We start from the raw sequence: 24,544 nt of genomic DNA on the forward strand, positions 1-24,544 counted from the left end.
AACGATTAACGTAAAGAGGAGGTGCTCGACGAATGAAACTTCATGAGTTAAAAGGAGCTGAAGGCTCTCGTAAAAAACGTAATCGTGTAGGTCGCGGAATGGCTACTGGTAACGGCAAAACATCAGGTCGTGGCCATAAAGGTCAAAAAGCGCGTTCTGGCGGTAACATCGGTCCAGGTTTCGAAGGTGGGCAAATGCCTATTTACCAACGCCTTCCGAAGCGTGGTTTCACAAACATTAACCGTAAAGAATATACGATTGTAAACTTAGAAACTCTTAATCGTTTCGATGAAGGAACGGAAGTAACACCAGAACTTCTTCTAGAAACTGGTGCTATCAGCAAAGTTAAAGCAGGCGTTAAGATCCTAGGCGATGGAAGTCTAGATAAAAAATTGACTGTAAAAGCTGATAAGTTCTCTGCTTCAGCGAAAGAAGCAATTGAAGCGGCAGGCGGTCAAACTGAGGTGATTTAATGTTCCGCACATTTTCCAATTTGTTTCGCGTGGCCGACATTAGACAAAAAATCCTGTTCACGCTTGCCATTTTAATTGTATTTCGACTAGGAACATTCATCCCTGTTCCGTTCACTGATAGTGATGCTCTTACAATGATGAATGAAACCAATAGCTTTGGGTTTATTGATACATTCGGAGGAGGCGCATTAAGTCAGTTTTCGATCTTTGCGATGAACATCTTCCCATACATCACAGCTGCGATTATCATGCAGTTGTTACAAATGGATGTTGTTCCAAAGTTTACTGAATGGCGTAAACAAGGTGAAATGGGACGTCGTAAATTAGCTCAATTTACACGTTATTTCACAGTGGTTTTAGCATTTCTCCAAGGTATCGGAATGTCTATTGGGTTCAACCAGATGACTGATGGTGCATTAATAAGTAATCCAGGGATTGTGACTTACTTAACGATTGCCATTGTCCTAACTGGTGGAACGACTTTCTTGATGTGGCTTGGTGAGCAAATCACTGAATTTGGTGTCGGTAACGGAATTTCAATTATCATTTTTGCAGGTATTGTGGCCGGACTACCAAATGGTGTGAACCAGCTTTATGAAACTTATATTTCTGGTGCTGGTGATCAACTGTTCATTAACTTGGCTGTAATAGGAATTATAGGTCTTGTTGTTATTGCTGTAATCGTAGGCGTTATCTTTATTCAACAAGCATTACGTAAGATTCCGATTCAGTATGCAAAAAGAACTGTTAACCGTTCTCCAGTTGGAGGACAGTCAACTCACTTACCATTAAAGGTAAATGCAGCAGGCGTTATTCCGATCATTTTTGCAATTGCGTTTATTATGGCACCTCGGACAATAGCCCAATTCTTTGAAGGTAACGAATTTGCACAGACAATGGCTTGGGTATTCGATTACACTGAGCCTGTAGGAATGGTCATTTACTTTGGCTTAATTATTGCGTTCACGTATTTCTATACATTCGTTCAAGTTAACCCTGAACAAATGGCTGAGAACTTACAGAAGCAAGGTGGATATGTACCAGGTATTCGACCAGGTAAGAATACTGAGACGTATTTAACACGTGTCATGTATCGTTTAACATTTGTAGGCGCGCTATTCTTAGCTGTTGTTGCGATCTTCCCGATTATGTTAGGAAGTATTGCTGACTTACCTACTTCTGTTCAAATTGGCGGTACCAGTCTTCTAATCGTTGTCGGTGTTGCATTAAATACAATGAAACAATTAGAAAGCCAATTAGTAAAACGTCATTATCGCGGCTTTATTAAATAGTCGCTCTGATGTAACGGATAACTGAGAGCGAGGGGAAAGATATGAATCTTATTTTGATGGGACTGCCAGGTGCTGGGAAAGGTACTCAAGCAGAAAAAATCGTAGAAAAGTATGATATCCCTCATATCTCAACTGGAGATATGTTCCGTTCTGCGATCAAAGAAGGAACACCTTTAGGAAAAGAAGCAAAGTCTTACATGGATGCAGGTGACTTAGTCCCTGATGAAGTGACAGTCGGCATTGTTAAAGAACGTTTAAGCAAGCCTGACTGTGAGAAAGGCTTTTTATTAGATGGTTTTCCGAGAACAGTTGCTCAAGCTGAGGCTCTCGAAAACTTGCTTAGTGAATTAGATACAAGTTTAGATTACGTCATTCATGTAAAAGTACCGGAAGAGAAATTAGTCGATCGTTTAACAGGCCGTCGTATTTGTCCTGAATGTGGTGCAACTTATCATGTGGAATTCAATCCACCGAAAGAAGACGGTAAGTGTGACATTGATGGAGCAACGTTAATTCAACGCGAAGACGATCAGCCAGAAACGGTAAGAAATCGTCTAAATGTTAACATGGAACAAACGAAACCATTATTAGATTATTATGGTGACAAAGGTTACCTAGTTGATGTGAATGGTGATCAACATATCGATGACGTGTTCGAGCAAATCGATGATATTATCGGAGGCTTAGCTAAATGATTATTCGTAAAACGCCGCGAGAAATTGAAATCATGAGACACGCTGGTAAAATTGTAGCGTTAACGCATCAAGAGTTAGCGAAACACATTAAGCCAGGTGTTACAACAAATCGGTTAAATGACATTGCGGATGCATTTATTCGTGATCATGATGCCATCCCTTCATTCAAGGGATATAGCGGTTTTAGTGGTAGTATTTGTGTCTCTGTTAACGAAGAACTTGTCCATGGCATTCCGAGTGATCGAGCATTAAATAATGGCGATATTATCAGTATCGACATTGGTGCTGAATATCAAGGTTATCATGGTGACTCGGCTTGGACTTATGCTGTGGGTGAGATTAGCGAAGAAACACAACATTTACTGGATGTGACAGAAGAATCTTTATTCAAAGGTTTAGAACAGGTCAAAGCCGGTAATCGTTTAACAGATATTTCACATGCGATTCAAAGTTATGTTGAGCCTTTCGGTTACACGATCGTGCAAGAATACGGTGGCCATGGTATTGGCCAAGATCTTCACGAAGATCCGCATCTTTCAAACTTTGGGCCTCCTAATAAAGGACCGCGTTTGAAAAAAGGTATGGTGCTTGCCATTGAACCAATGGTTAACCAAGGTGAGCGTTACGTACGAACATTAGACGATGATTGGACCGTTGTAACAGCTGACGAAGCAAATTGTGCTCACTTTGAGCATACAGTTGTGGTAACGGACGATGGTTATGAAATATTGACAAAAGCTTAAGTGAAGGTGATGACGGTTGAACGATGGAGATTCGCGATGTCCGGAGTTAGGACAGTTAGTGAGGATAAAACGAGGAAGAGAATCAGACCAATACGCGGTTATTATTGGATTTGATGACCAGAAGTTTGTTAAGCTAGCAGATGGTGAAAAGCGCAAGTTCGATCGACCTAAACGAAAGAACCTTCATCATGTCGAATTGATTGATTATGTTTCTCCAGAAGTAAACCGCAGCTTAGAAGAAACAGGTCGAGTGACTAATGGAAAACTTCGCTTCGCAATATCAAAATTTGTCAACGAACTGATGACAGGTTGGAAGAAGGGAGATTCTCTCGATGGCGAAAGACGATGTAATTGAATTGGAAGGAACGGTCCAGGAAACTTTACCGAACGCAATGTTTAAAGTAGAGTTAGAAAATGGACACGAAATCCTAGCCCATGTTTCTGGTAAGATTCGTATGCACTTCATTCGTATTTTACCAGGCGACAAAGTGACAGTAGAGATGTCACCTTATGATTTATCAAGAGGTCGTATCACGTATCGTTATAAATAACGAAAAGACTCCGATCCAAAAGGAGGTAGGAAGAATGAAGATAAGAGCTTCAGTCAAGCCAATTTGTGAAAAGTGTAAAGTAATCCGCCGTAAGGGTAAAGTAATGGTAATTTGCGAAAATCCTAAACACAAACAAAAACAAGGCTAAAACAAAAGGAGGTGCAATGCACTCATGGCTCGTATTGCAGGTGTAGATATTCCACGTGAGAAGCGTGTTGTTATCGCGTTAACATACATTTATGGTGTTAGCCACACAACAGCTAGTGAAATTGTTGCAGAAGCAGGCGTTAGTGAAACAACTCGTGTCCGTGATCTAACGGAAGAAGAGTTAGCTAACATCCGTAAAGCAACAGACAATTATACAGTTGAAGGTGACTTACGTCGTGAAGAGTCACTTAACATCAAACGTTTAATTGAAATTGGTTCATACCGTGGACTCCGTCATCGTCGTGGCTTACCAACACGTGGTCAGAAGACTAAGAACAACTCTCGTACACGTAAAGGTCCACGTCGTACAGTAGCGAATAAGAGAAAATAATTGATTAAAAAGGAGGTATGCTTGTCATGGCTCGTAAGACTAATAAAAACCAAACACGTCGTAAGCGCCGTGTGAAAAAGAATATAGAATCTGGTGTTGCTCACATTCGTTCAACATTTAACAATACGATTGTGACGATTACAGACACGAATGGTAATGCTATTGCGTGGAGCAGTGCTGGTGCCTTAGGTTTCCGTGGTTCACGTAAATCAACACCATTCGCAGCACAAATGGCTTCAGAAGTAGCGGCGAAAACAGCTCAAGAAAACGGCATGAAAACTATTGAAGTGGCTGTAAAAGGCCCAGGTGCAGGTCGTGAAGCAGCGATTCGTTCACTACAAGCTGCAGGTTTAGAAATCACTGCAATCGTTGATGTGACCCCAGTACCTCACAATGGTTGCCGCCCACCAAAACGTCGTCGTGTCTAATCTGGCGTATATAATTTGTCAGCCCGTCTATAATGGGATATGATAGCTTTAAAAGTATAGCACGGTTATTTTGGGATTGATCCGCGTTTCAGCGTGGATCCCGCCCGTTTTGGGAATAACGATGGATCTCATCGTTTTTTCGACGTTTTGAAGGAGGGTTTTGTGAATGATTGAAATTGAAAAACCGAAAGTGGAAACGGTCGAAGTTAGTCACGATGCTAAATTCGGCAAATTCGTAATTGAACCATTAGAGCGTGGATATGGTACAACGATGGGGAACTCCTTACGTCGTATCTTATTATCCTCCCTACCAGGATCAGCTGTAACCTCCGTACAAATCGAAGGAGCGTTACATGAATTCACAACACTTGATTATGTGATGGAAGATGTCACGACCATTATTCTAAATCTGAAAAAGCTAGCTTTGAAGATTTATTCTGATGATGCGAAGACATTAGAAATCGACGCAAGTGGTGAAGGTGACGTCACAGCTGCAGATATTCAACATGATAGCGATGTTGAAGTATTAAACCCTGAGCTAAAGATTGCGACAATCACTGGTAACGGTAAATTAAGCATGAAAATTAATGCTGAAAAAGGCCGTGGTTATCGCCCAGCAGAGTATAACAAAAAAGACGAACAACCAATTGGCGTTATTCCAGTTGATTCAATCTTCACACCAGTAGAACGTGTGACGTACCAAGTCGAAAATACACGTGTTGGTCAAGTCACGAATTATGATAAATTGACGCTTGATGTGTGGACAGACGGAAGCATTCGCCCTGAAGAAGCTATTTCTCTAGGTGCTAAAGTGTTCACTGAGCACTTAAATGTTTTTGTTGGCTTAACAGACGAAGCACAAAGCGCAGATATTATGGTCGAGAAAGAAGAAGACCAAAAAGAAAAAGTGTTAGAAATGACAATTGAAGAACTGGATCTATCAGTTCGTTCATATAATTGCTTAAAACGTGCGGGAATCAATACTGTACAAGAACTAACACAGAAATCTGAAGAAGACATGATGAAAGTTCGTAACTTAGGACGTAAATCTCTTGATGAAGTGAAACACAAACTTCATGCCCTTAACTTAGGCTTACGTAAAGACGATTAATAGATGCAGCACAGTCAATCTCTATGCAAAGGAGGTCTTTAAGGATGGCAAAAGCGAAATTAGGTCGTACGACTGAACAACGTATGGCTCTTCTACGTAACTTAGCGACTGATCTGATCGTTCATGAGCGCATTGAAACGACAGAATCAAAAGCGAAAGAGTTACGCCCAGTCGTTGAGAAAATTATTACGCTAGGTAAGCGTGGTGACCTTCATGCTCGTCGACAAGCAGCTTCATTCTTGCGCAAAGTTGAAGCAGATGAAGAAGGTACTGACGCGTTACAAAAATTATTCTCTGATATTGCTCCACGTTTTGAAGAGCGCCAAGGTGGATACACTCGTATCCTTAAACTAGGTGAACGCAAAGGTGACGGAGCAAAAACAGTGATTATTGAATTAGTTGACTAATTGAATGAATCAATAAAAGAGGGGAGTTCAGATCTCATATAATTGAGAACTGAACCCTTTTTTTATGCTATAATGACAGAAAGTAAACCTAAGGAGTGCGTGGATTGATTGAGCTGGAGCAAGTTTCGTTTCGTTATCAAAACGAAGCAAGTCATGTACTTGAAAACATTAATCTCACCATCGAACCGGGTGAATGGGTCGCGATTGTTGGACGTAATGGTTCAGGCAAGTCAACATTAGCCAAATTGCTTAACGGATTATGTTTAGCAACAAGTGGTGTTGTACAGGTAAATCATACTGTCTTAACTGATGAATCGAAACACCAAGTCCGGACACAAATTGGGATGGTTTTTCAAAATCCTGAAAACCAATTTGTCGGAACTACCGTCGCTGATGATGTGGCCTTTGGGTTAGAAAACTTAGCTGTCCCACGTGAAACGATCATTAAACGGATCGACCAAAGCCTTGAACAGGTCGGCATGACAGCTTATAAGGATCACGAACCTTCTCGGTTGTCGGGTGGTCAAAAGCAACGTGTGGCTTTAGCGAGTGTATTAGCCATGCAGCCAGAAGTGATTGTGTTAGACGAAGCCACCTCAATGTTAGACCCGATCGGGAAGGAACAAGTGCTATCACTCATTCAAGAACTTCAAGAACAACTTGGTGTCACGGTTATTATGGTTACGCATGACTTGAATGAAGCTGCTTTAGCTGACCGTGTGATTACACTGGATGAAGGAACCGTTTGGTTTGATGGAAAGCCAAGAGAGTTACTAGAGAAAGGTGATCAATTACATGAGGTAGGTCTTGAACCACCATTTGTCACTAAAGTCTATCAGCAATTAACTAGACAGTCGATTGATATAACGCAAGAACCCTTACATTATGAAGAACTGGTGGATGAATTATGGAGATTGTATTTGAAGACGTAGACTATATTTATCAACCGAATACGCCACTCGAGCATGTTGCCTTACAAGGACTTTCCTTTACGATTCCATCACAGTCTTTCACAGCTATTGTCGGTCGAACAGGCTCTGGAAAGTCGACCTTGCTACAACAGTTAAATGGGTTATTACAACCAACATCAGGTACTGTCACGATTGGTGACACTAGATTACCAGGTGCTAAATCTAAACCGTTAAAAGAATTGCGAAGGCGAGTTGGTCTTGTATTTCAATATCCAGAGCATCAATTATTTGAGGAAACCGTCAAACAAGAGTTGTTATTTGGTCCGAAGAATTTTGGGTTAGATCTCGGACAAGTTGAAGCTCAATTGCCTCAAGTTTTGCAGGAAGTTGGCCTTGATGAATCATTTTTAGAACGGTCTCCTTTTACATTAAGTGGTGGACAAATGAAGCGGGTCGCCTTAGCAAGTGTGTTAATTTTAGATTCAGAAGTACTTGTCTTAGATGAGCCGACAGCAGGGCTAGATCCAGTGGGTAAAAAACAGCTGCTGCAATTATTTCGATATCTAAATGAAGAAAAGGGTAAAACGGTCGTTTTAGTGACTCATAATATGGAAGATGCTATGGCGAATGCTGATCAGCTTGTGGTATTAAATGACGGTTGTATCGACAGTGTGACCTCACCGAAACGTTTAATAGAAAAACGAGATCAGTTAGAAGCGATTGGTTTAACTGCTCCTGAATCGATTAAATTCGTTGATTACATGAAACAAACTTTAGATGTGAACTGGAATGAACATGAAGCGACGGTCGATACAGTTAGCCAGGCTTTAATCAAGCGGATAAAGGCTGGTGCTGACAAGTGACGCAATCATTTATTTTAGGCCAGTATATTCCGAGAGAATCATTCATACATAAATTAGATCCACGGACGAAAATCATCTCGCTTATTTTGTTTGTGATCACGATGTTCGTTATCGATCGCTTGTTGATTTATAGCTTATTATACGGGTTCGTATTGGGTTGTGTTTTATTATCTACAATTCCGGTCACTTATTTAATCAAAGGATTAAAGCCAGTTTGGTGGCTCGTGGCCTTTACCTTTATCTTTCATGTGTTATTCCAACGTGATGGTGAAGCCTTATTTGATGTGTTTGGGTTCGTTATTTATGACCAAGGTTTTATACAAGGTGGCGAGATTGCGAGTCGTTTGCTTCTTATGATTGTCATGGCAACACTCCTAACATTAACGACACCGCCGTTAGCGGTCACAGATGCGATGAGGTGGTTTTTAACGCCGTTGACTAGGTTGGGTCTTCCTGTCAATGAATTGGCGATTATGATGGCGATCTCATTAAGATTAATCCCAACCATGACAGAAGAGATGGATAAGATCGCAAAGGCGCAAGCAGCTAGAGGTCTTGATTATACGCAAGGACGACTTCGAGACCGACTTAAAGCTTTATTACCGTTGTTAATTCCGTTGTTCATCAGTGCTTTTAAACGGGCTGAAGCTCTAGCGATGGCGATGGAGGCGCGAGGTTACCAAGGGGCTGACCATCGTACATCTTATCGGCAAATCGTTTTTAGGACAATGGATTATATCGTCGTATGCCTGATGACGACGGCAACGATATTAATTTATCTGATGATAGGGTAAAGGGGAGTCAATGTGGAACGAATTAAAGTACATATCGCTTATGACGGCACACATTTTGCTGGTTATCAGGTGCAGACAAATGAACGAACGGTGCAATTGGTTATTGAACAAGCCTTAAAGAAAATACATCGTGATGATATTCGGATTTATTCATCTGGTAGAACGGACTCAGGAGTGCATGCGTTAGATCAAGTCATTCATTTTAATACGCACTTAATGTTGGATTGTTCAGCTTGGCACCAAGCACTACAAACCTTATTACCATCAGATGTGCAAGTGCAACAAGTTGAGAAAGTTGATGAACATTTTCATGCACGGAAGAGTGCTCGAGGGAAAGTTTACCGTTACGCCGTGCTAAATCAACGTCATTATGATTTATTTAATCGGCAGTACGAATGGCATGTCATGAAACCAATCGACGTAAATTTGATGAAGGAAGCGGCTGAAAAAATCATCGGAACTCATGATTTCACACCATTTTCTGCTTCGAAATCCAATGTCACGGGGGATAAAACACGCACGGTGCACGCAATTGAGATTTGGGAAGAGAATGGTCGTATCATGTTCGAAGTAAAAGGTGACGGCTTTCTCACCCACATGGTCCGAATTATTGTCGGGACCTTAGTTGAGATTGGGTTAAATAAAAAGACGTCGAATTGTATTGATGAAGCATTTGCCACTTTAGACAGGCAAAATGTCGGGATGACAGCGCCTAGTCACGGGTTATTTTTGTGGCAAGTGATCTATTAATTGAGAAATCGAGATAAGATTGGTTATAGATAGGAGCGGGATGAGATGATCGAACGTTATACACGTGAAGAAATGGGACAAATATGGACAGAAGAAAATCGGTTTAATGCCTGGTTAGAAGTCGAGGTGTTAGCAACAGAGGCATGGGCTGCATTAGGTGACATTCCGAAAGAAGATGCTAAGGCAATCCGTGAGAATGCATCATTTGATAGTGAAAGAATCCATGAAATCGAACAGGAAACCCGTCATGATGTGGTGGCGTTTACCCGTGCCGTGTCTGAGACACTAGGCGAGGAGAAGAAATGGGTCCATTATGGCTTGACCTCGACAGACGTGGTCGACACAGCGCTTTCATATGTGATTAAACAAGCTAACACGATTATTCGAAAAGATCTGCATCATTTTTTAGAGGTCTTGAAACAGAAAGCACAAGACCATAAATATTCCATTATGATGGGACGAACCCATGGCGTCCACGCAGAACCAACGACATTCGGCTTAAAGCTGGCTTTGTGGTATGAGGAATTTAAACGCCATATTGAACGATTTGAAGCGGCTGCAGCAGGGATTGAAGTCGGTAAATTATCAGGCGCTGTCGGGACTTATGCGAATATCGATCCTTATGTTGAAGATTATGTCTGTCAGCAATTAGGGTTAACGCCTTCACCGATTTCGACTCAGACGTTGCAACGCGATCGTCACGCTGATTATATGTCCACTTTAGCGCTGATTGCGACATCAATTGAAAAGATGGCAACGGAAATCCGTGGCTTACAAAAGAGTGAGACGCGTGAAGTAGAAGAATTTTTTGCGAAAGGTCAAAAGGGATCGTCGGCAATGCCACATAAGCGGAATCCAATCGGGTCTGAAAATATGGCTGGGATGGCCCGCGTCATTCGTGGTTATATGATGACGGCTTATGAGAATGTGCCACTTTGGCATGAACGGGACATTTCTCATTCTTCAGCTGAACGTGTGATTTTGCCAGACGCGACGATAGCGCTCGATTATATGTTAAATCGATTCTCAGGTATTGTTGAGAATTTAACGGTCTATGAGGACCATATGCGCGCTAATATGGACGCGACATATGGCTTGATTTATTCTCAGCGTGTTTTGTTAACTTTAATCGATCAAGGGTTCTCACGTGAACGTGCGTACGACCTTGTTCAGCCACTAGCGATGCAGGCGTGGGAAGAAGGCCAGTCGTTTCCTGAGTTAATTCGCCAAACAAAAGAGATAACAGATACAGTCGACAGCGAAACATTAGAAGCATGTTTTGATGCCACATATCATTTGAAAAATGTCGATATGATCTTTGAACGGTTAGGACTAGATGATTGAGCGAGAGGATGAAGAATATGACACGGCGCGCTTTAATAAGTGTTTCAGATAAGACGGGGATTGTAAATTTTGCGAGTCAACTCGTTAACTATGGTTATGAGATTGTTTCAACAGGTGGCACTAAACGAGTATTAGAAGAAGCGGGTATATCAGTTATTGGGATATCAGATGTAACCGAATTTCCAGAAATTCTAGACTGCCGAGTTAAGACGCTTCATCCTCATATTCACGCAGGCTTATTAGCGAAGCGCGACGATGACCAACATATGGCCACGTTACAAGAACAAGCCATTCAGACGATTGACCTGCTTATCGTGAATCTTTATCCATTTAAAGAAACGATTTCGAAACAGGATGTCCAACATAATGAAGCGATCGAAAACATCGATATTGGTGGCCCTGCGATGTTGCGGGCTGCGGCTAAAAATTACCAAGACGTTACCGTTGTGGTCGACCCTAGTGATTATGAGCGAGTGATTGATCATATGAAAGATGCTCAAGACAGCTCGCAACTTAATCAAGCTCTAGCAGCGAAAGTGTATCGCCACACAGCACAATACGACGCGCTCGTTGCGGAATATCTAACTAGCGAAGCGAGTGAGTCCTTCCCTGAATCGAAGACGATCACCTATGACTTAAAAGAATCGTTACGCTATGGGGAGAATCCGCATCAACAAGCGGCTTTTTATGCGAATCCACTTGCTAGCGAGACGTCGCTTGTTCATGCCAAGCAAAGACATGGCAAAGCGTTATCTTATAATAATATCCAAGATGCGAATGCAGCTTTACAGATTGTTAGAGAGTTTAGCGAGCCGGCTGCAGTCGCGGTGAAACATATGAATCCATGTGGTGTTGGTATTGGTGATCATTTAGATCAAGCGTTTACGAGGGCATATGGAGCCGATCCCGTTTCGATCTTCGGTGGCATTGTGGCGGTAAATCGTGAAGTCGATGAGGCGGTCGCGAATCAATTGAGTCAAATTTTCTTAGAAATTGTGATTGCCCCGAGTTATACAGAGCGAGCTTTTGAGATTTTAACTCAAAAGAAAAATATCCGCTTACTTGAGCTACCGATGACAGAAGATTCGCCTGAGCCAACCTTGCATTCTGTTAAAGGTGGGCTGTTGATCCAAGATGAGGACCGTGCGCCCAAGGAAATTGCTGACTATAGTGTTGCAACAGACCGCGAACCAACGGAAGCGGAATGGCAACAATTGTTATTCAGCTGGGATGTCGTGAAACACGTTAAATCCAATGCGATTGTTTTAGCAACGAGTCACCAGACAATCGGTATTGGTGCTGGCCAGATGAACCGCATCGGAGCAGCGAAAATTGCAATTGAACAAGCGGGTGACCAAGCAAAAGGTGCAGTCATGGCATCAGACGCCTTTTTCCCAATGGATGACACCGTTGAAGCGGCTCACCAAGCAGGCGTGACAGCGATCATCCAACCGGGCGGATCCAAACGAGATGCTGATTCGATTCAGAAATGTAATGAATACGGAATCGCGATGGTATTCACGGGCGTTCGTCACTTTAAACACTAAGAGTCGCCTTGCTATATCAGCGCTCGCCGATATATATCGGCGTTCGTCGATAAACTGGCTATGGCGCTGATATATTGCTGAGGTCGCTGATATTTTGCTCAGCGCGCTGATAAATCCGCTAATTCGCCGATAAATAGCAGAACTCGCTGATATATTGCAATTCACAGTCAAAATCTTTTAATGGAATTATTTTTATAACTTCAATAAAAATCGAGAAAAGATGCGATTTATCTTGACATTCTACCATGAGATATTATAATATATTCTATGGCATTTTATCATATCCACGTAATAGCCCCGGAAACTATTCGTGATGAGATAAACGTAATGAAACGGAAATAACAGGAGGGAACCGTCATGCGCCAAACATTTATGGCAAACGAACAAAACGTTGAGCGTAAATGGTACGTAGTTGACGCAGAAGGCCAAACTTTAGGTCGTCTATCGACAGAAGTTGCAGCACTTCTACGTGGCAAGCATAAGCCAAGCTACACACCACACGTTGATACAGGTGACAATGTCATCGTAATTAATGCAGACAAAATTCAGTTAACAGGTAAGAAATTAACTGATAAGAAATATTACCGTCATTCAAACTACCCAGGTGGTTTGAAAGAGCGTAGCGCAGAAGAAATGCGTAATAATTATCCAGAACAAATGCTTGAACAAGCAATCAAAGGCATGCTACCTAAGAACAAATTAGGTCGTAAAATGGGCAAAAAGCTACACGTCTATCGTGACGCTAACCATAGACATCATGCACAAAAACCAGAAGTTTACGAGCTTCGTGGATAATTAAGGAGGGTAATTGAATTGGCACAAGTACAATATAACGGCACTGGCCGTCGTAAAAGCTCAGTAGCACGTGTACGACTAGTACCAGGTAATGGTAAAGTCGTTGTGAATAAAATCGATGCAGAACAATACTTCCCACACGAAACTCTACGTCGTGTGATCAACCAACCATTAGACGTGACAGAAAACGCAGGTAACTATGACATTTATGTCAACGTTGATGGTGGTGGATTCTCAGGTCAAGCTGGTGCGATCCGCTTAGGCGTTGCTCGCGCTCTATTAGAAGCTGACCCTGAATACCGCCCATCGCTAAAACGCGCTGGACTTCTAACGCGTGACGCACGCGAGAAAGAACGTAAAAAATACGGTCTTCGTGGCGCTCGTCGTTCACCACAGTTCTCAAAGCGTTAAGAATCCTTATATATCAAAGTTTCAAACACCCATTCGTTATCAAACGAATGGGTGTTTTTTTAATGATATTTCGTATCTGACTCACAAATGACAAAGGTATTAAATTGACTCATGATTTGTTTATAAAATGTGGAGATTTTGGTATAACCTCTGCATGAGAAAATTCTGTTTATTTTCCATTTTTAGTTTTTTCAACTTTTGATGACTTAAGTAGGATTAGTGTTTGCCATAAAATTCGTCGTTTTCATCTTTCATTACAGTTCTTAATAAATTGAAATTCTTTATATATCAAGGTTTATACCCTTTTTGGCTTATATGAGCCAAAAAGGGTATTCTTATGGTGAAAATAATTGTTCTATAAATGAATGATAAATTTGTTCTTGTTAATTGCATCTAATTAGATTATAATCTAATTAGATAAATATCTAAAAAGGAGGGTGGTTCATGCAATTAGATAAATTAGTCCATTTTCATAAAACAGTCGGCAATCAAACACGACTACGTATTATCGGCTTATTAAAGGAAGGTGGCGCTCTTCACGGACAGGCCATTGCAGGGAAATTAGGGTTAACGCCGCCAACCATATCGCACCATTTAAGCAAGCTTAAAGAGATCGATATTGTTTACCAACGTCGTGACAAAAATACGATTTATTACGCGCTTAACGAACGGAAATTAGACTTGTTAGCTGGAGCGATCACAAGATTGGGGGATGATGATATGAATGAGGAACTTCAAGTAACGGATGAAGAAAAGCATAAGGTATTAAATAACTTTATTGGGACTGATGGTCGAATCGAAGCAATGCCTGCTCAACTTAAAAAACGATTGATCATATTAGAACATATCATTAAAAGTTTAGAAGCAGGTCAGTCGTATCCTGAGCCTAAAATTAACGAACACATTAAACAATTTCACGATGATTTTGCGACGATTGTGTAATGCAAAATAAAAGTACAGAAGTTTGCAACTAAAAAGTACACAACACTGCAATCAAAAAAAAAGACTTGCCAGCCCAATCAAATACCACTACTGTTATTGGTGTCGAATCAATTAAACAGTGGAGGTTGAAAGGAATGCTGGCAATGTCTGAAATTAATTGTATCAAAGTTTTACGAAATCAAAAATCAAAATCCGTCAATTCAATCGCTGAAATGCTTGGTATTAATTGGCGTACAGCTAAAAAGTACGCCGATAAGGATTGGGTGCCTCAAGAAAACGTGCAACCCAAACAAGGCATGATGCATGAAGAAGGATGGGGTGAGATCGTATCGGATTGGCTTATAGAAGATTATAAACTACCTTACAAAAAGCGTCGTACGAATAAAGCTATTTTTGCACAATTACAAGCCATTGGCTTTGAAGGCTCATATCGTACCGTTTGCCATTTTATTAAAGACTGGCGTGAAGGAAAGATCAACGATGATTCCACGAAGGATAAGGGGTACGAAAGGTTACAACATCCTCCAGGTGAAGCGCAAGTTGATTTTGGCTTGTTAGAAGCTGTTAAAGATGGTCAATATGTCGATGTTCATGGTTTGTCCCTTAGTTTACCTTATAGCAACGCAACTTTTTGTGTTCCGTTACCAAGTGAAAACCAAGAATGTTTCTTAAAAGGGCTAGAAACTATTTTTAAACAAATGGGAGCCGTTCCTAGAGTGCTAAGAATTGATAATTTAAAAGCAGCTGTTATTAAACCTAGGGGACGCCATCAGGAAGTTGAATTCACCCATGAACTCCATCAATTTTCAGCATATTATGGTTGTGAGATTCAAGCTTGTAATCCCTATAGTGGCCATGAAAAAGGTCATGTCGAAAATAAAGTTGGTTATATTCGATATAATTTCACAACACCTGCACCTGTCATGACGTCATATGAACAACTCACAGACTGGTTGGAGGACCAACTGACACAAGATCGCCAACGCCAACATTATGTAAAACAACAAACAATTGAAGACCTTTATCAAGATGAACATCAACACATGCTTCATCTTCCTGATCAAGATTATCCAATATTTAAAGAAAAATGGGTGAAAGCTAATAAATATGGGGAAATTGTGGTCGACCAAGTCAAAGTACATGTACCTAAGAGCTATAATTTTGGACAAGTTCGATTAGTGCTTTATTGGGATCAATTTAAAGTCACATCTCCTAACGGAGAGATCCTTATGAAAGATGTTAGACCGTATATGCATAAAAGAAGACAAATTCCTTGGCAAGGTATTCTATCCTCTTGGCTGGATAAGCCAAGAGCCATAGAGTATTCACGTTACCAACCATACTTGCCGGTTCGAATATTTGAATATATCCGGATTGAGGATCATCGTTTAAGAAAAGAAAGGCTGCGTTGGTTGATTCATCAATTGGCCCAACATGATATGGAACAAATTAATGATCAATTTTATGACTTAATAGATAACGATCTACAACCTGAACACGACGACCATCCATATGATGTTGACTGGAGCCTTTATGATCAAAACATTCCAAGGGGTGAGTCAACATGACGCGGGATATTAAAGCCATGTGCAAGTCACTAAGATTAGCGTATGTAGCAGACGTTTATGAATCAATACCATTTGAAACAAAAGAGCAATTTTTAAAAGAGCTATTTGAAAAGGAATTCGCTTTAAGGGAGGAAGCCAGAGCGGACCGCTTAATGAAGAAGGCGAAGTTCTTACATGTTAAAGAACTGGATGATTATCATTGGGGAAGCCATATCCATTTTCCTCAACAATTAGATAAAGATGAACTGATTTCCCTCAGTTTTATCAAACGCGTCGAAAATGTCATCTTAACAGGAGCACCAGGAACAGGTAAAACCCATCTAGCAACAGCGTTAGGCCGGGAGGCTTGTCGAAATGGTTTTGAGGTCCGATTCTTCCGTGTTTCAGATCTCGTTGATCAATTAGATAGAGCGTGGCAAGACGGAAAATTACGAAACTTTAGGAACAAGTTTAAAACGGTTGATTTAATCGTATTAGATGAAATGGGATACATTCCATTCGGAAAAGAAGGAGCAGAGCTGTTATTTCAACTCATCTCTGAGTGGTATGAACAAAAAAGCTTAATGATCACGTCCAATTTAGAATTTAGTCAATGGAACCGGATATTTTCAGATTCACGTTTAACAGCTGCCTTAGTGGATCGCGTGATCCACCATGCGCATGTACTAAACTTCACTGGAGATAGCTTTAGAGTGAAGCACGCACTATCTAATCAAGAATAGCGAAAAAGGGCTGGCAATCTTATGTATTTTTGATTGCAAAACTATGTATTTTTCTCTTGCAAAATACAACGATTAGAAGAGAGTTTATTATGCATCAATTTATGACGCGGGATAAGGGCTATTATGAGTTAAACCCTCGGGAATTATGGTTGATTTAAATAGCTAAAAAGGAGCCAAATGATGTTTATTGAATTAACAAAATTCAAAGTTAAGGATGGTAAGTCTAAGCAAGTTGATGAATGGTTAACTTTTTTAAATGAACATATGGAGAGCGTGTTGTTAACGTTAGAGAATGAACAAATGTATGTTGAAACGATTTTCAGAGAGAATGATGGTGATCAAGAATATCTATATTGGTATTCGATTCAAGGAAATGGTGGTCAGGATGTTGAGGATTCGAATCATTGGGTAGACCAGAAGCATTTAGAATTCTGGAATGAATGTATTGATCAAACCAGTCAACCAATTGACTTAACTCCTTCTGTCACCATGATTCCCGCTAAAATAAAAGATTGTATGACCTAATAAAACAGGAACGCGCTAAACGTTCCTGTTTTATCTAACATAAAGTCCTTGGCCAATATAAAGGGTATTTAAATTGTCGTCTTGCGGGTTCAGCTCCCGTAACTCCCATAGTTTCATGCCGTGTTGTTTCGCAATGTTTGAAGCTGTGTCGCCTCGTTTAACCTCATATTGATTACCGCTAATTCGAATTTCTTGTCCAACTTGTAAACGGCTTAAGTCATTGATGCTCGGGTTTAAGATCTCAAGTTGTTTAAGGCTAATCCAATTGTTTATTGCGATTTCCCAAGCTGAGTCGCCGCGCTTCACTGTATAGTACTGCCAGGATGAGCGTTCAGGGCTTGGGTCATAGTCGTCTTCTTTCGGAGTTGGAGGATTTGGATCTTGTGTTGCTTCTGAATAAATAAACATTTGCACCCAGTGCCCTTGATAATATCCTACACCAATTCGATTGAAGTCTGGACTTAAAATATTTCGTCTATGGCCCGTGCTGTTCATCCAATCTTGGACAACGGCTGATGCGGACGGTTGCCCTTTTGCAATGTTTTCCCCTGCGGTACGATAGTTAATGCCGAATTGTTTCATCATATCAAATGGTGATCCGTAAGTTGGTGATGTGTGAGAAAAGTAGTTATTGTTGGACATATCCTTAGCCTTTTCTTCAGCGACTTTCGACAATTCCGTACTATAGGTTAGTGGACTTCTCCCTTGATCTTGTCGTTCGGCATTCGTTAATTCAGCTACTTTCTCTTCTGGAGATTGAGCTGATACATGAACTGGAATAACGCATGCCATCATTAATAATAGTATAATTAAAAGGTTTAAAACTCGCATTAAATTCTCTCCTTTCATCTTTTAGTGTTCAATAAAGATGAAATTTTAAGCTGGTAATCTTAGGATTTGTTAGGTCTCTAAAAATTGTTTGTATGAATAATGGGTAACTGAACAAAATGAGAGACTGCTCAGTTTGTTTTGTTCGTTTTATTGTCATTGAAATCGCCGTTATAACAATACTGGACGTGGTATAGTATAAGTGTAAGCAAAAGTCGTAATGAAAGGCGGCGTTGTTTGATGACACAAGGAATTAACAGAATAGAACAACAAGAATTAAAAAATCGCGTCGTGTCAGCTGAAGAAGCAGCGACATGGATTGAAGATGGAATGACGCTAGGCCTGAGTGGTTTTACAAGAGCAGGTGATGCTAAGGCGTTGCCGCAAGCTTTAGTGAAACGTAGTCAGACTGAAAAGTTTAAAGTGGATATATTTACAGGAGCATCGTTAGGCTCAGACTTAGATAAAATGATGGCTGAAGCAGGAATCATTCGTAAACGATTACCGTTTCAGGCGGATAATGTCATGCGGAAAAGGATCAATCAAGGTGAGTTTGATTTCGTTGATCAACACTTATCGCATACAGCTGAAATGTTGCGTAACCATACGATGGAACAGATTGATGTTGCAGTGGTTGAAGCGATTAAAATTACTGAAGATGGCATGATTATTCCGACAACCTCTGTCGGTAACTCATTAAGCTTTGTGGAAAGTGCATCTGAAGTGATTGTGGAGATCAACACAGCTCAACCAGAAGCACTTGAAGGCGTGCATGATCTTTTTTCATTAGCTAAACAGGGCGAACGTCAACCCATTCCTTTAACGAAAACGGGAGACCGTATCGGCACACGAGGAATTCCGGTTGACCCAGATAAGATTAAAGGTATTATTTTGACGAACCAGGCTGATTCACCATCACCAATTGTGCCGCCTGATGATGAAACGAAACAGATGGCTAGTCATTTAATTCGCTTTTTAGAATCAGAGGTTGAACAAGGGCGCTTAACGAAGGAGCTTGCCCCATTACAGTCAGGCATCGGATCTGTAGCCAACGCTGTATTCCACGGATTGTTGGAATCAGATTTTGAGAATTTGAAAGTATATTCAGAAGTCTTGCAAGATGCTGTCTTTGATTTAATTGATGCTGGCAAAGTGAATATGGCGTCTTGTTGTTCCATTACATTATCTGAAGACAAAATGAATCAAGTGTTCAATGATATTGACCAATATAAAGATCAATTAATTTTACGTACACAAGAAATCTCAAATCATCCTGAAATCATTCGTCGGTTAGGCTTAATCTCAATTAATACAGCGCTAGAAATGGACATTTACGGAAATGTTAACTCAACGCATGTGCTTGGTCGTAATATGATGAATGGCATCGGCGGATCAGGTGATTTTGCCCGCAATGCACGTTTATCGATTTTCGTCACGAAGTCGATTGCGAAAAACGGTGATATTTCAAGCGTTGTTCCAATGGTTTCGCACGTAGACCATACCGAGCATGATGTCGATATTCTGGTGACAGAGCAAGGATATGCAGACCTGCGCGGCTTGGCGCCTCGACAACGAGTCGAAAAAATCATCCAGAATTGTGCTCACCCTATGTATCGTGAGACATTGATGAATTATTTTGAAGAAGCAAAAGAACGTGGTGGTCAGACGCCTCATATGTTGGAGAAAGCATTGTCATGGCACACACAATTTGAACGAGAAGGGACTATGCGTCCTTTAGCTGAAGTGAAATCATAATAAATAAAACGGGCAAGGTTGATCAATATAAGATGATCAACCTTGCCCGTTTTTTCATGATTGATTAAAAGGTTAGATACGAAACAATAAAATAAAGAATTACAATGACAATAGATGGCCAAGCGTAGCGAATCATGGATGGTTTATTTTCACGCATAAGTACATAGAGCATCATGAGCATCATGACCAGACTAAGTAGACCCATTGTAACTAATGAAAAACTAACACCTTGTAATATGGCTCCTTTTTGATAAAAGGCATCAGTGAAAGCGAGTAATAAAAGATTGAATAGGTTGCTACCGAGAATGGAGCCAGTAGCAATAGCGTAATTAGCTAGTTTATAAGCCGCAATAACAGCTACTAATTCAGGTAAGGATGTCGATGCAGCAATTAGTACACTACCAACGAAACTGGAATTAATCCCCGTTTGTTCAGCGATGATATCACCTGTGATGGATAACACACTACCAGCTACCAGCACAGTGAAAGCTGAGAGGACGAAGAAACGTATAACTTTGTTTAGTGGCAAACGCTCATCGCTTTGCAAAATCTCTTCATCAGGTTCTTCACTTTCAAATAGTTTCACACTAATGATATAAAGAAGGACTAAAATAAACATCTCGATTCCGATATTAAAAATCGTCAAGCTATCATCGATCAGCATGGCAATAATGACAGTTGTTGTTAGAGCAATTCCGAATAGGATTGATGGAATGTGCTGACGAGAATCCTGCAGGTTAAAGGCTTGTCTTTTTCGGTAGTATAAATCAACACCAGCTAAGATTAAAAGATTGAAAACGTTACTCCCAAGCATATTTCCCACAGCAATATCGACGTTATCAACATAAACTGCTGTAACACTGGTTGTTAACTCCGGTAAAGATGTGGCACCAGCAATCAATAAGCCCCCAACCATAGCCCCGCTCATCGTCGTTTGTTGACTAATTTGATCCCCGTACACATTCAATTTGATCGCAGCGTAGACGACGAGAATCGCAGCGATCAGGAAACTGATCCAAACCATCATGTTGTCACTCCTTATTATAGGTCTAAAAACATAAAAAAGACCTTGGCCAGCATACTAGGCCAAGGTCTTGCGTATTATATGATGAACCGGATAATGTTCAAATTATCGAGATTGACGATTCATCAACCGTTATATACGGTCGCTACTCCCCTTGTCTATCATAACTATAGCTTAATAGATGCCAAGAGTCAATGTAGTTAACTTAGTTATAGTTGGAGGGTGACTTTTCATGGAATTATTATCTTGAATAAATTTAGAAGTTATCAAGGGAGTATGTTTTATGTGGGAACTAGATTTCTGGCTATGAGCAAGTTTAGTAGTTTGAAATCTGGCTATATAAATTGATCAATTTAGGGGGAGATTCACATGAAAAAATCCATTGTATGGTTACTAGCCATTGGGTTACTGGCCACTATGGTATTAGCCGCTTGTGGTTCAGGAGATGATGGTGGTGAATCGCGAATTGCGATTGGACCTGCCGGTAGTGGGACTCAAGCTGCTGCTACTGTCATTCTAGAAGGTGCTGGTATTGAAGACGGAGATTACGATAAATACGAAGAGGGTTTCGGTAATGCTCGTGATGGTCTTCAAGATGGTAACATTGATGCGTCATTTGGTTTATTAGGCTTACCAGCAGGTAGTGTTAATGATTTACAAGCGAATACTGGTGATGCAAAATTAATTAGTTTAACAGATGAAGAGGTTCAATATGCACAAGATGAACTAGGTTATTTACCGTATACAATTACGGCGGATTCTTATGATTTCTTAGAAGAAGACGTGCAAACGGTTACAGCATATGCTGTCCTTGTAGCTAATACAAATACAATTGATAACGAATTAGCATATGATTTAGCACGCGTTTCTATTGAAAATGCTGAAGATAATACACACCAGCAGTCTAATCATATGACGTTGGAAAAAGCACTGAGTGGTTCTGAAGGTTTACCAATTCACCCAGGTGCTGCTGAGTATTATGAAGAGCAAGGATTAGAGATTGAAGGAGATGTGGCTGAGGTTTCAGCAACTCCTGAAGATCGTGCTGACGAAATTGTTATGGGTACTGGTAGCTCTGGTGGTACGTACTATCCACTAGGCGGTGAAATGGCAACAGTATGGAATAACAATATTGATGGTGTTAGTGTGACATCAACTGAAACAGGAGCATCTGTAGAGAACTTAGCTTCAATCGGGCGTGACGAACTAGACTTAGGTATGACTGTTCATATCCCAGCTCAAGATGCATTTAACGGTGAAGGTGAATTCGATGGAGCCGCAGTAGAAAACTTTGCATTCATCGGTCATATTTATCCTGAAGTTATGCAGATTATTACGCGTGAAGAAACAGGCGTTGAATCATTATCTGACCTTCAATAATTGATAGGTCAATGGATTGGTGTAAAAAGGACCGACACAGTGTGCCGGTCCTTTTTATACCTACCCATAAATGCTGAAGGTGGTGAAGGGTGTGTCTAATAGAAAAAACAACAAGACTGATAATATAAATCCAAAAACATCAACAGACACCCAACAAAAAGGTGATCAGGTTGATGAACAGGAATTATTGAGGCAATATGATCGGGAAAGTAATGTCCGAGGTAACATTGGAAAATGGGCATGGATCGTAATCTTTTTAGCGATATATCTAACCATTTTCCATTTATACACAGGTTATTACGGAACGCTTCAATCCCAAATTCAAGGAGCTGTGCACGTCGGGACAGCGCTTGGTATTATTTATTTGTTATATCCAGCGAAAAAGGGGTTACATGACCGAGGGGTTCCTTGGTATGACGTGATCTTAGCTTTCACAGCGATTTTTGTTGGATATTATAAAATTATGTTTTTCGATAAAATTTTAGATGCGCGGATTCATGGGTATGAGATGCTAGACGTTATTGTTGCTGTAGTAGGTGTTTTATTATTACTAGAAGCAACAAGACGTGCAGTAGGTGTGCCCATTGTTTTGGTCGCAGGTATTGTCATTTTATATGCCTTATACGGAAACATCATTCCAATTGATGTGTTATCACATACAGGCTTTACGTTTGAGAAAGTAATGACTGACTTATGGTACCGAGAAAATGCAATCTTCGGTATACCAGTTCAAGTCTCGGCTAAGTTTATCTTCCTGTTTTTACTTTTTGGTGTGATCTTAGTTCATTCTGGTATTGGCCAGTTCTTTAATGACTTAGCATTTGCCTTAACCGGACGTTTTACGGGTGGTACGGCAAAAGCGGCTGTTTCAGCCAGTGCGCTTCAAGGTATGGTGTCAGGAAGTTCGATCGCTAATACGGTATCATCTGGTTCATTTACGATTCCGATGATGAAGAAAGCGAAATTCAGACCTGAATTTGCAGCTGCTGCAGAGGCATCGGCTTCAACAGGTGGTCAGTTAATGCCGCCGATCATGGGTGCAGCAGCCTTCATTATGATCGAGTACACAGGGACAGACTATGGCACGATTATGTTAGCAGCCCTTATTCCAGCCATGCTTTATTTCTCTGGCATATTTATGGGGGCACACTATGAAGCGAAGAAAGCTGGTATTTTCGGTGCGCCTAAAGAGAGTTTGCCAAGTGCTTTAAACTTGTTAAAGACAAAAGGGCTTATGCTCTTACCATTGATTACGATTGTGACGACGTTGTTTATTGGATATACACCACAGCGTGCGGCACTGATTGGTATTTTAACTGCATTTGTCGTCAGTATGCTAAGTAAGGAATCGCGTATGTCGATTAAGAAAATCTTCTACGTGTTAGAGCAAGGTGCAAGAACAGCGTTGCCAGTCATTGCAGCGGTTGGTACAGCAGGGATTATTGCTGGTGTTGTTGGCATGACTGGTTTAGGCGGTAAAGTCGCAGCAGCGATTATTACATTATCAAATGATATTCAGTTATTAGCGCTCATATTCACGATGATCGCGTGTATTATTTTAGGTATGGGCTTGCCGACAACAGCGAACTATGTTGTCACAGCGACCATTGCAGCTCCAGCCTTAATCAATGGGTTTGGTGTTGAAGTATTAGCCGCTCATCTATTTGTCTTTTACTTCGGTATTGTGGCAGATATTACGCCACCTGTTTGCTTAGCCGCCTATGCAGGGTCAGGTATAGCCAAGTCAAATCCGTTTAAGAGTGGGTTGACCGCCGTTAAACTGGCGATTGCCGCATTCATCATACCGTATATTTTTGTCTATAATCCGATATTAGTCCAAGCTGGCGATCATTCGACGATGGCTCTTATACTAGCCGTCATCACGGCGTTGATTGGTATGATGGGTGTGAGTAGTTCAGTTATGGGATACTTCCAGCGCGAAACCCGTGCCTGGGAACGCCTCGCCTTACTAGTGGCGGGCTTAATGCTTATTACACCGAATCCATATATCGATATTGCGGGTGTAGTGATAATCGGGCTTGTCTGGTATGCTCAAAAGAAGCGCCCGAAAGACCGTGAAGGCATTGCAGCGGCAGCATAAAAAGTTAACAGAATAGATGATAGGAAAAAGCCCAGAGCACTGACTC

27 protein-coding genes and 2 pseudogenes are annotated in these 24,544 nt (G+C 40.9%); 27 read left to right on the top strand and 2 right to left on the bottom strand.

Annotated elements, in window-relative coordinates; translation table 11 throughout:
- Positions 1-32 precede the first annotated feature (32 nt).
- From rplO to ACKXGF_RS00940, 24 genes and pseudogenes are all read left to right on the top strand, one after another.
- The gene (gene rplO, locus ACKXGF_RS00825) at positions 33-473 is read left to right on the top strand and encodes a 50S ribosomal protein L15 (protein WP_167263370.1); all 441 of its coding nucleotides are present in this window, start codon (positions 33-35) and stop codon (positions 471-473) included.
- Entirely contained in the window at positions 473-1,765 is a 1,293-nt protein-coding gene (secY, locus tag ACKXGF_RS00830; protein ID WP_167263372.1) for a preprotein translocase subunit SecY, read from the top strand. The genes rplO and secY overlap by 1 nt, the downstream gene beginning before the upstream one ends.
- Positions 1,766-1,806: 41 nt before the next feature.
- The gene (locus ACKXGF_RS00835) at positions 1,807-2,460 is read left to right on the top strand and encodes an adenylate kinase (protein ID WP_167263374.1); all 654 of its coding nucleotides are present in this window, start codon (positions 1,807-1,809) and stop codon (positions 2,458-2,460) included.
- Entirely contained in the window at positions 2,457-3,203 is a 747-nt protein-coding gene (gene map, locus ACKXGF_RS00840; protein WP_167263376.1) for a type I methionyl aminopeptidase, read from the top strand. The genes ACKXGF_RS00835 and map overlap by 4 nt, the downstream gene beginning before the upstream one ends.
- 16 nt (positions 3,204-3,219) lie before the next feature.
- Positions 3,220-3,558: a KOW domain-containing RNA-binding protein gene (locus ACKXGF_RS00845; protein ID WP_167263378.1), complete on the top strand. Its 339-nt coding sequence runs from the start codon at positions 3,220-3,222 to the stop codon at positions 3,556-3,558.
- Positions 3,536-3,754: a translation initiation factor IF-1 gene (gene infA / locus ACKXGF_RS00850; protein WP_411954457.1), complete on the top strand. Its 219-nt coding sequence runs from the start codon at positions 3,536-3,538 to the stop codon at positions 3,752-3,754. The genes ACKXGF_RS00845 and infA overlap by 23 nt, the downstream gene beginning before the upstream one ends.
- 34 nt (positions 3,755-3,788) lie before the next feature.
- Positions 3,789-3,902, top strand: a complete 114-nt coding sequence (gene rpmJ / locus ACKXGF_RS00855) for a 50S ribosomal protein L36 (RefSeq protein ID WP_167263382.1) — start codon at positions 3,789-3,791, stop codon at positions 3,900-3,902.
- 24 nt (positions 3,903-3,926) lie between these two features.
- On the top strand, positions 3,927-4,292 hold the full coding sequence (gene rpsM, locus ACKXGF_RS00860; RefSeq protein WP_167263385.1) for a 30S ribosomal protein S13: 366 nt from the start codon (positions 3,927-3,929) through the stop codon (positions 4,290-4,292).
- Positions 4,293-4,318: 26 nt separating this feature from the next.
- Positions 4,319-4,720, top strand: a complete 402-nt coding sequence (gene rpsK / locus ACKXGF_RS00865; protein WP_167263387.1) for a 30S ribosomal protein S11 — start codon at positions 4,319-4,321, stop codon at positions 4,718-4,720.
- A gap of 166 nt (positions 4,721-4,886) precedes the next feature.
- On the top strand, positions 4,887-5,831 hold the full coding sequence (locus tag ACKXGF_RS00870) for a DNA-directed RNA polymerase subunit alpha (protein ID WP_167263389.1): 945 nt from the start codon (positions 4,887-4,889) through the stop codon (positions 5,829-5,831).
- Between the two features lie 44 nt (positions 5,832-5,875).
- Complete coding sequence (gene rplQ, locus ACKXGF_RS00875; RefSeq protein WP_167263391.1) at positions 5,876-6,238, top strand: 50S ribosomal protein L17; 363 nt, start codon at positions 5,876-5,878, stop codon at positions 6,236-6,238.
- Between the two features lie 95 nt (positions 6,239-6,333).
- A complete protein-coding gene (locus ACKXGF_RS00880; RefSeq protein WP_411954458.1) occupies positions 6,334-7,170 on the top strand; it encodes an energy-coupling factor transporter ATPase in 837 nt (278 codons plus the stop codon).
- A complete protein-coding gene (locus tag ACKXGF_RS00885) occupies positions 7,146-8,012 on the top strand; it encodes an energy-coupling factor transporter ATPase (protein ID WP_411954459.1) in 867 nt (288 codons plus the stop codon). Before ACKXGF_RS00880 ends, ACKXGF_RS00885 begins: the two co-directional genes overlap by 25 nt.
- The gene (locus ACKXGF_RS00890; RefSeq protein ID WP_411954460.1) at positions 8,009-8,806 is read left to right on the top strand and encodes an energy-coupling factor transporter transmembrane component T family protein; all 798 of its coding nucleotides are present in this window, start codon (positions 8,009-8,011) and stop codon (positions 8,804-8,806) included. The genes ACKXGF_RS00885 and ACKXGF_RS00890 overlap by 4 nt, the downstream gene beginning before the upstream one ends.
- 12 nt (positions 8,807-8,818) lie before the next feature.
- Positions 8,819-9,556 carry a tRNA pseudouridine(38-40) synthase TruA gene (gene truA / locus ACKXGF_RS00895; RefSeq protein ID WP_411954461.1) on the top strand — a complete coding sequence of 246 codons (738 nt, stop codon included), beginning with the start codon at positions 8,819-8,821 and terminating at the stop codon, positions 9,554-9,556.
- Between the two features lie 45 nt (positions 9,557-9,601).
- Entirely contained in the window at positions 9,602-10,900 is a 1,299-nt protein-coding gene (gene purB, locus ACKXGF_RS00900; protein WP_411954462.1) for an adenylosuccinate lyase, read from the top strand.
- A gap of 17 nt (positions 10,901-10,917) precedes the next feature.
- Complete coding sequence (purH, locus tag ACKXGF_RS00905; protein ID WP_411954463.1) at positions 10,918-12,447, top strand: bifunctional phosphoribosylaminoimidazolecarboxamide formyltransferase/IMP cyclohydrolase; 1,530 nt, start codon at positions 10,918-10,920, stop codon at positions 12,445-12,447.
- 357 nt (positions 12,448-12,804) lie between these two features.
- Positions 12,805-13,242 carry a 50S ribosomal protein L13 gene (rplM, locus tag ACKXGF_RS00910; protein ID WP_167263405.1) on the top strand — a complete coding sequence of 146 codons (438 nt, stop codon included), beginning with the start codon at positions 12,805-12,807 and terminating at the stop codon, positions 13,240-13,242.
- 18 nt (positions 13,243-13,260) lie between these two features.
- Entirely contained in the window at positions 13,261-13,653 is a 393-nt protein-coding gene (gene rpsI / locus ACKXGF_RS00915; RefSeq protein WP_411954464.1) for a 30S ribosomal protein S9, read from the top strand.
- Positions 13,654-14,097: 444 nt separating this feature from the next.
- A complete protein-coding gene (locus ACKXGF_RS00920) occupies positions 14,098-14,595 on the top strand; it encodes a metalloregulator ArsR/SmtB family transcription factor (RefSeq protein ID WP_411954465.1) in 498 nt (165 codons plus the stop codon).
- Positions 14,596-14,660: 65 nt separating this feature from the next.
- Positions 14,661-16,163: an IS21 family transposase gene (gene istA, locus ACKXGF_RS00925; RefSeq protein WP_411953786.1), complete on the top strand. Its 1,503-nt coding sequence runs from the start codon at positions 14,661-14,663 to the stop codon at positions 16,161-16,163.
- Positions 16,160-16,885: an IS21-like element helper ATPase IstB gene (gene istB, locus ACKXGF_RS00930; protein ID WP_411953787.1), complete on the top strand. Its 726-nt coding sequence runs from the start codon at positions 16,160-16,162 to the stop codon at positions 16,883-16,885. The genes istA and istB overlap by 4 nt, the downstream gene beginning before the upstream one ends.
- Before the next feature lie 68 nt (positions 16,886-16,953).
- Positions 16,954-17,043, top strand: a pseudogene (locus ACKXGF_RS00935) (ArsR family transcriptional regulator); the annotation flags it as partial.
- A 22-nt stretch (positions 17,044-17,065) separates the two neighbouring features.
- Positions 17,066-17,410: a DUF6176 family protein gene (locus ACKXGF_RS00940; RefSeq protein WP_411954466.1), complete on the top strand. Its 345-nt coding sequence runs from the start codon at positions 17,066-17,068 to the stop codon at positions 17,408-17,410.
- 399 nt (positions 17,411-17,809) lie between these two features.
- On the opposite strand, the pseudogene ACKXGF_RS00945 reads toward ACKXGF_RS00940, so the two are convergent.
- Positions 17,810-18,175 (bottom strand): annotated as a pseudogene (locus ACKXGF_RS00945) (CAP domain-containing protein); the annotation flags it as partial.
- Between the two features lie 303 nt (positions 18,176-18,478).
- On the opposite strand from ACKXGF_RS00945, the gene ACKXGF_RS00950 reads away from it, so the two are divergent.
- Entirely contained in the window at positions 18,479-19,993 is a 1,515-nt protein-coding gene (locus ACKXGF_RS00950) for an acetyl-CoA hydrolase/transferase family protein (RefSeq protein WP_411954467.1), read from the top strand.
- A gap of 64 nt (positions 19,994-20,057) precedes the next feature.
- Here ACKXGF_RS00950 and ACKXGF_RS00955 read toward each other — a convergent pair whose 3' ends face one another.
- Positions 20,058-21,020: a sodium:calcium antiporter gene (locus ACKXGF_RS00955; RefSeq protein WP_411954468.1), complete on the bottom strand. Its 963-nt coding sequence runs from the start codon at positions 21,018-21,020 to the stop codon at positions 20,058-20,060.
- Between the two features lie 366 nt (positions 21,021-21,386).
- Between ACKXGF_RS00955 and ACKXGF_RS00960 the strand changes: the two genes are divergently transcribed.
- Positions 21,387-22,397: a TAXI family TRAP transporter solute-binding subunit gene (locus tag ACKXGF_RS00960; protein WP_411954469.1), complete on the top strand. Its 1,011-nt coding sequence runs from the start codon at positions 21,387-21,389 to the stop codon at positions 22,395-22,397.
- A gap of 91 nt (positions 22,398-22,488) precedes the next feature.
- Positions 22,489-24,498 carry a TRAP transporter permease gene (locus ACKXGF_RS00965; protein ID WP_411954470.1) on the top strand — a complete coding sequence of 670 codons (2,010 nt, stop codon included), beginning with the start codon at positions 22,489-22,491 and terminating at the stop codon, positions 24,496-24,498.
- Positions 24,499-24,544 lie beyond the last annotated feature (46 nt).

The organism is Alkalibacillus sp. S2W (assembly GCF_046764385.1).
GTDB lineage: Bacteria > Bacillota > Bacilli > Bacillales > Alkalibacillaceae > Alkalibacillus > Alkalibacillus almallahensis.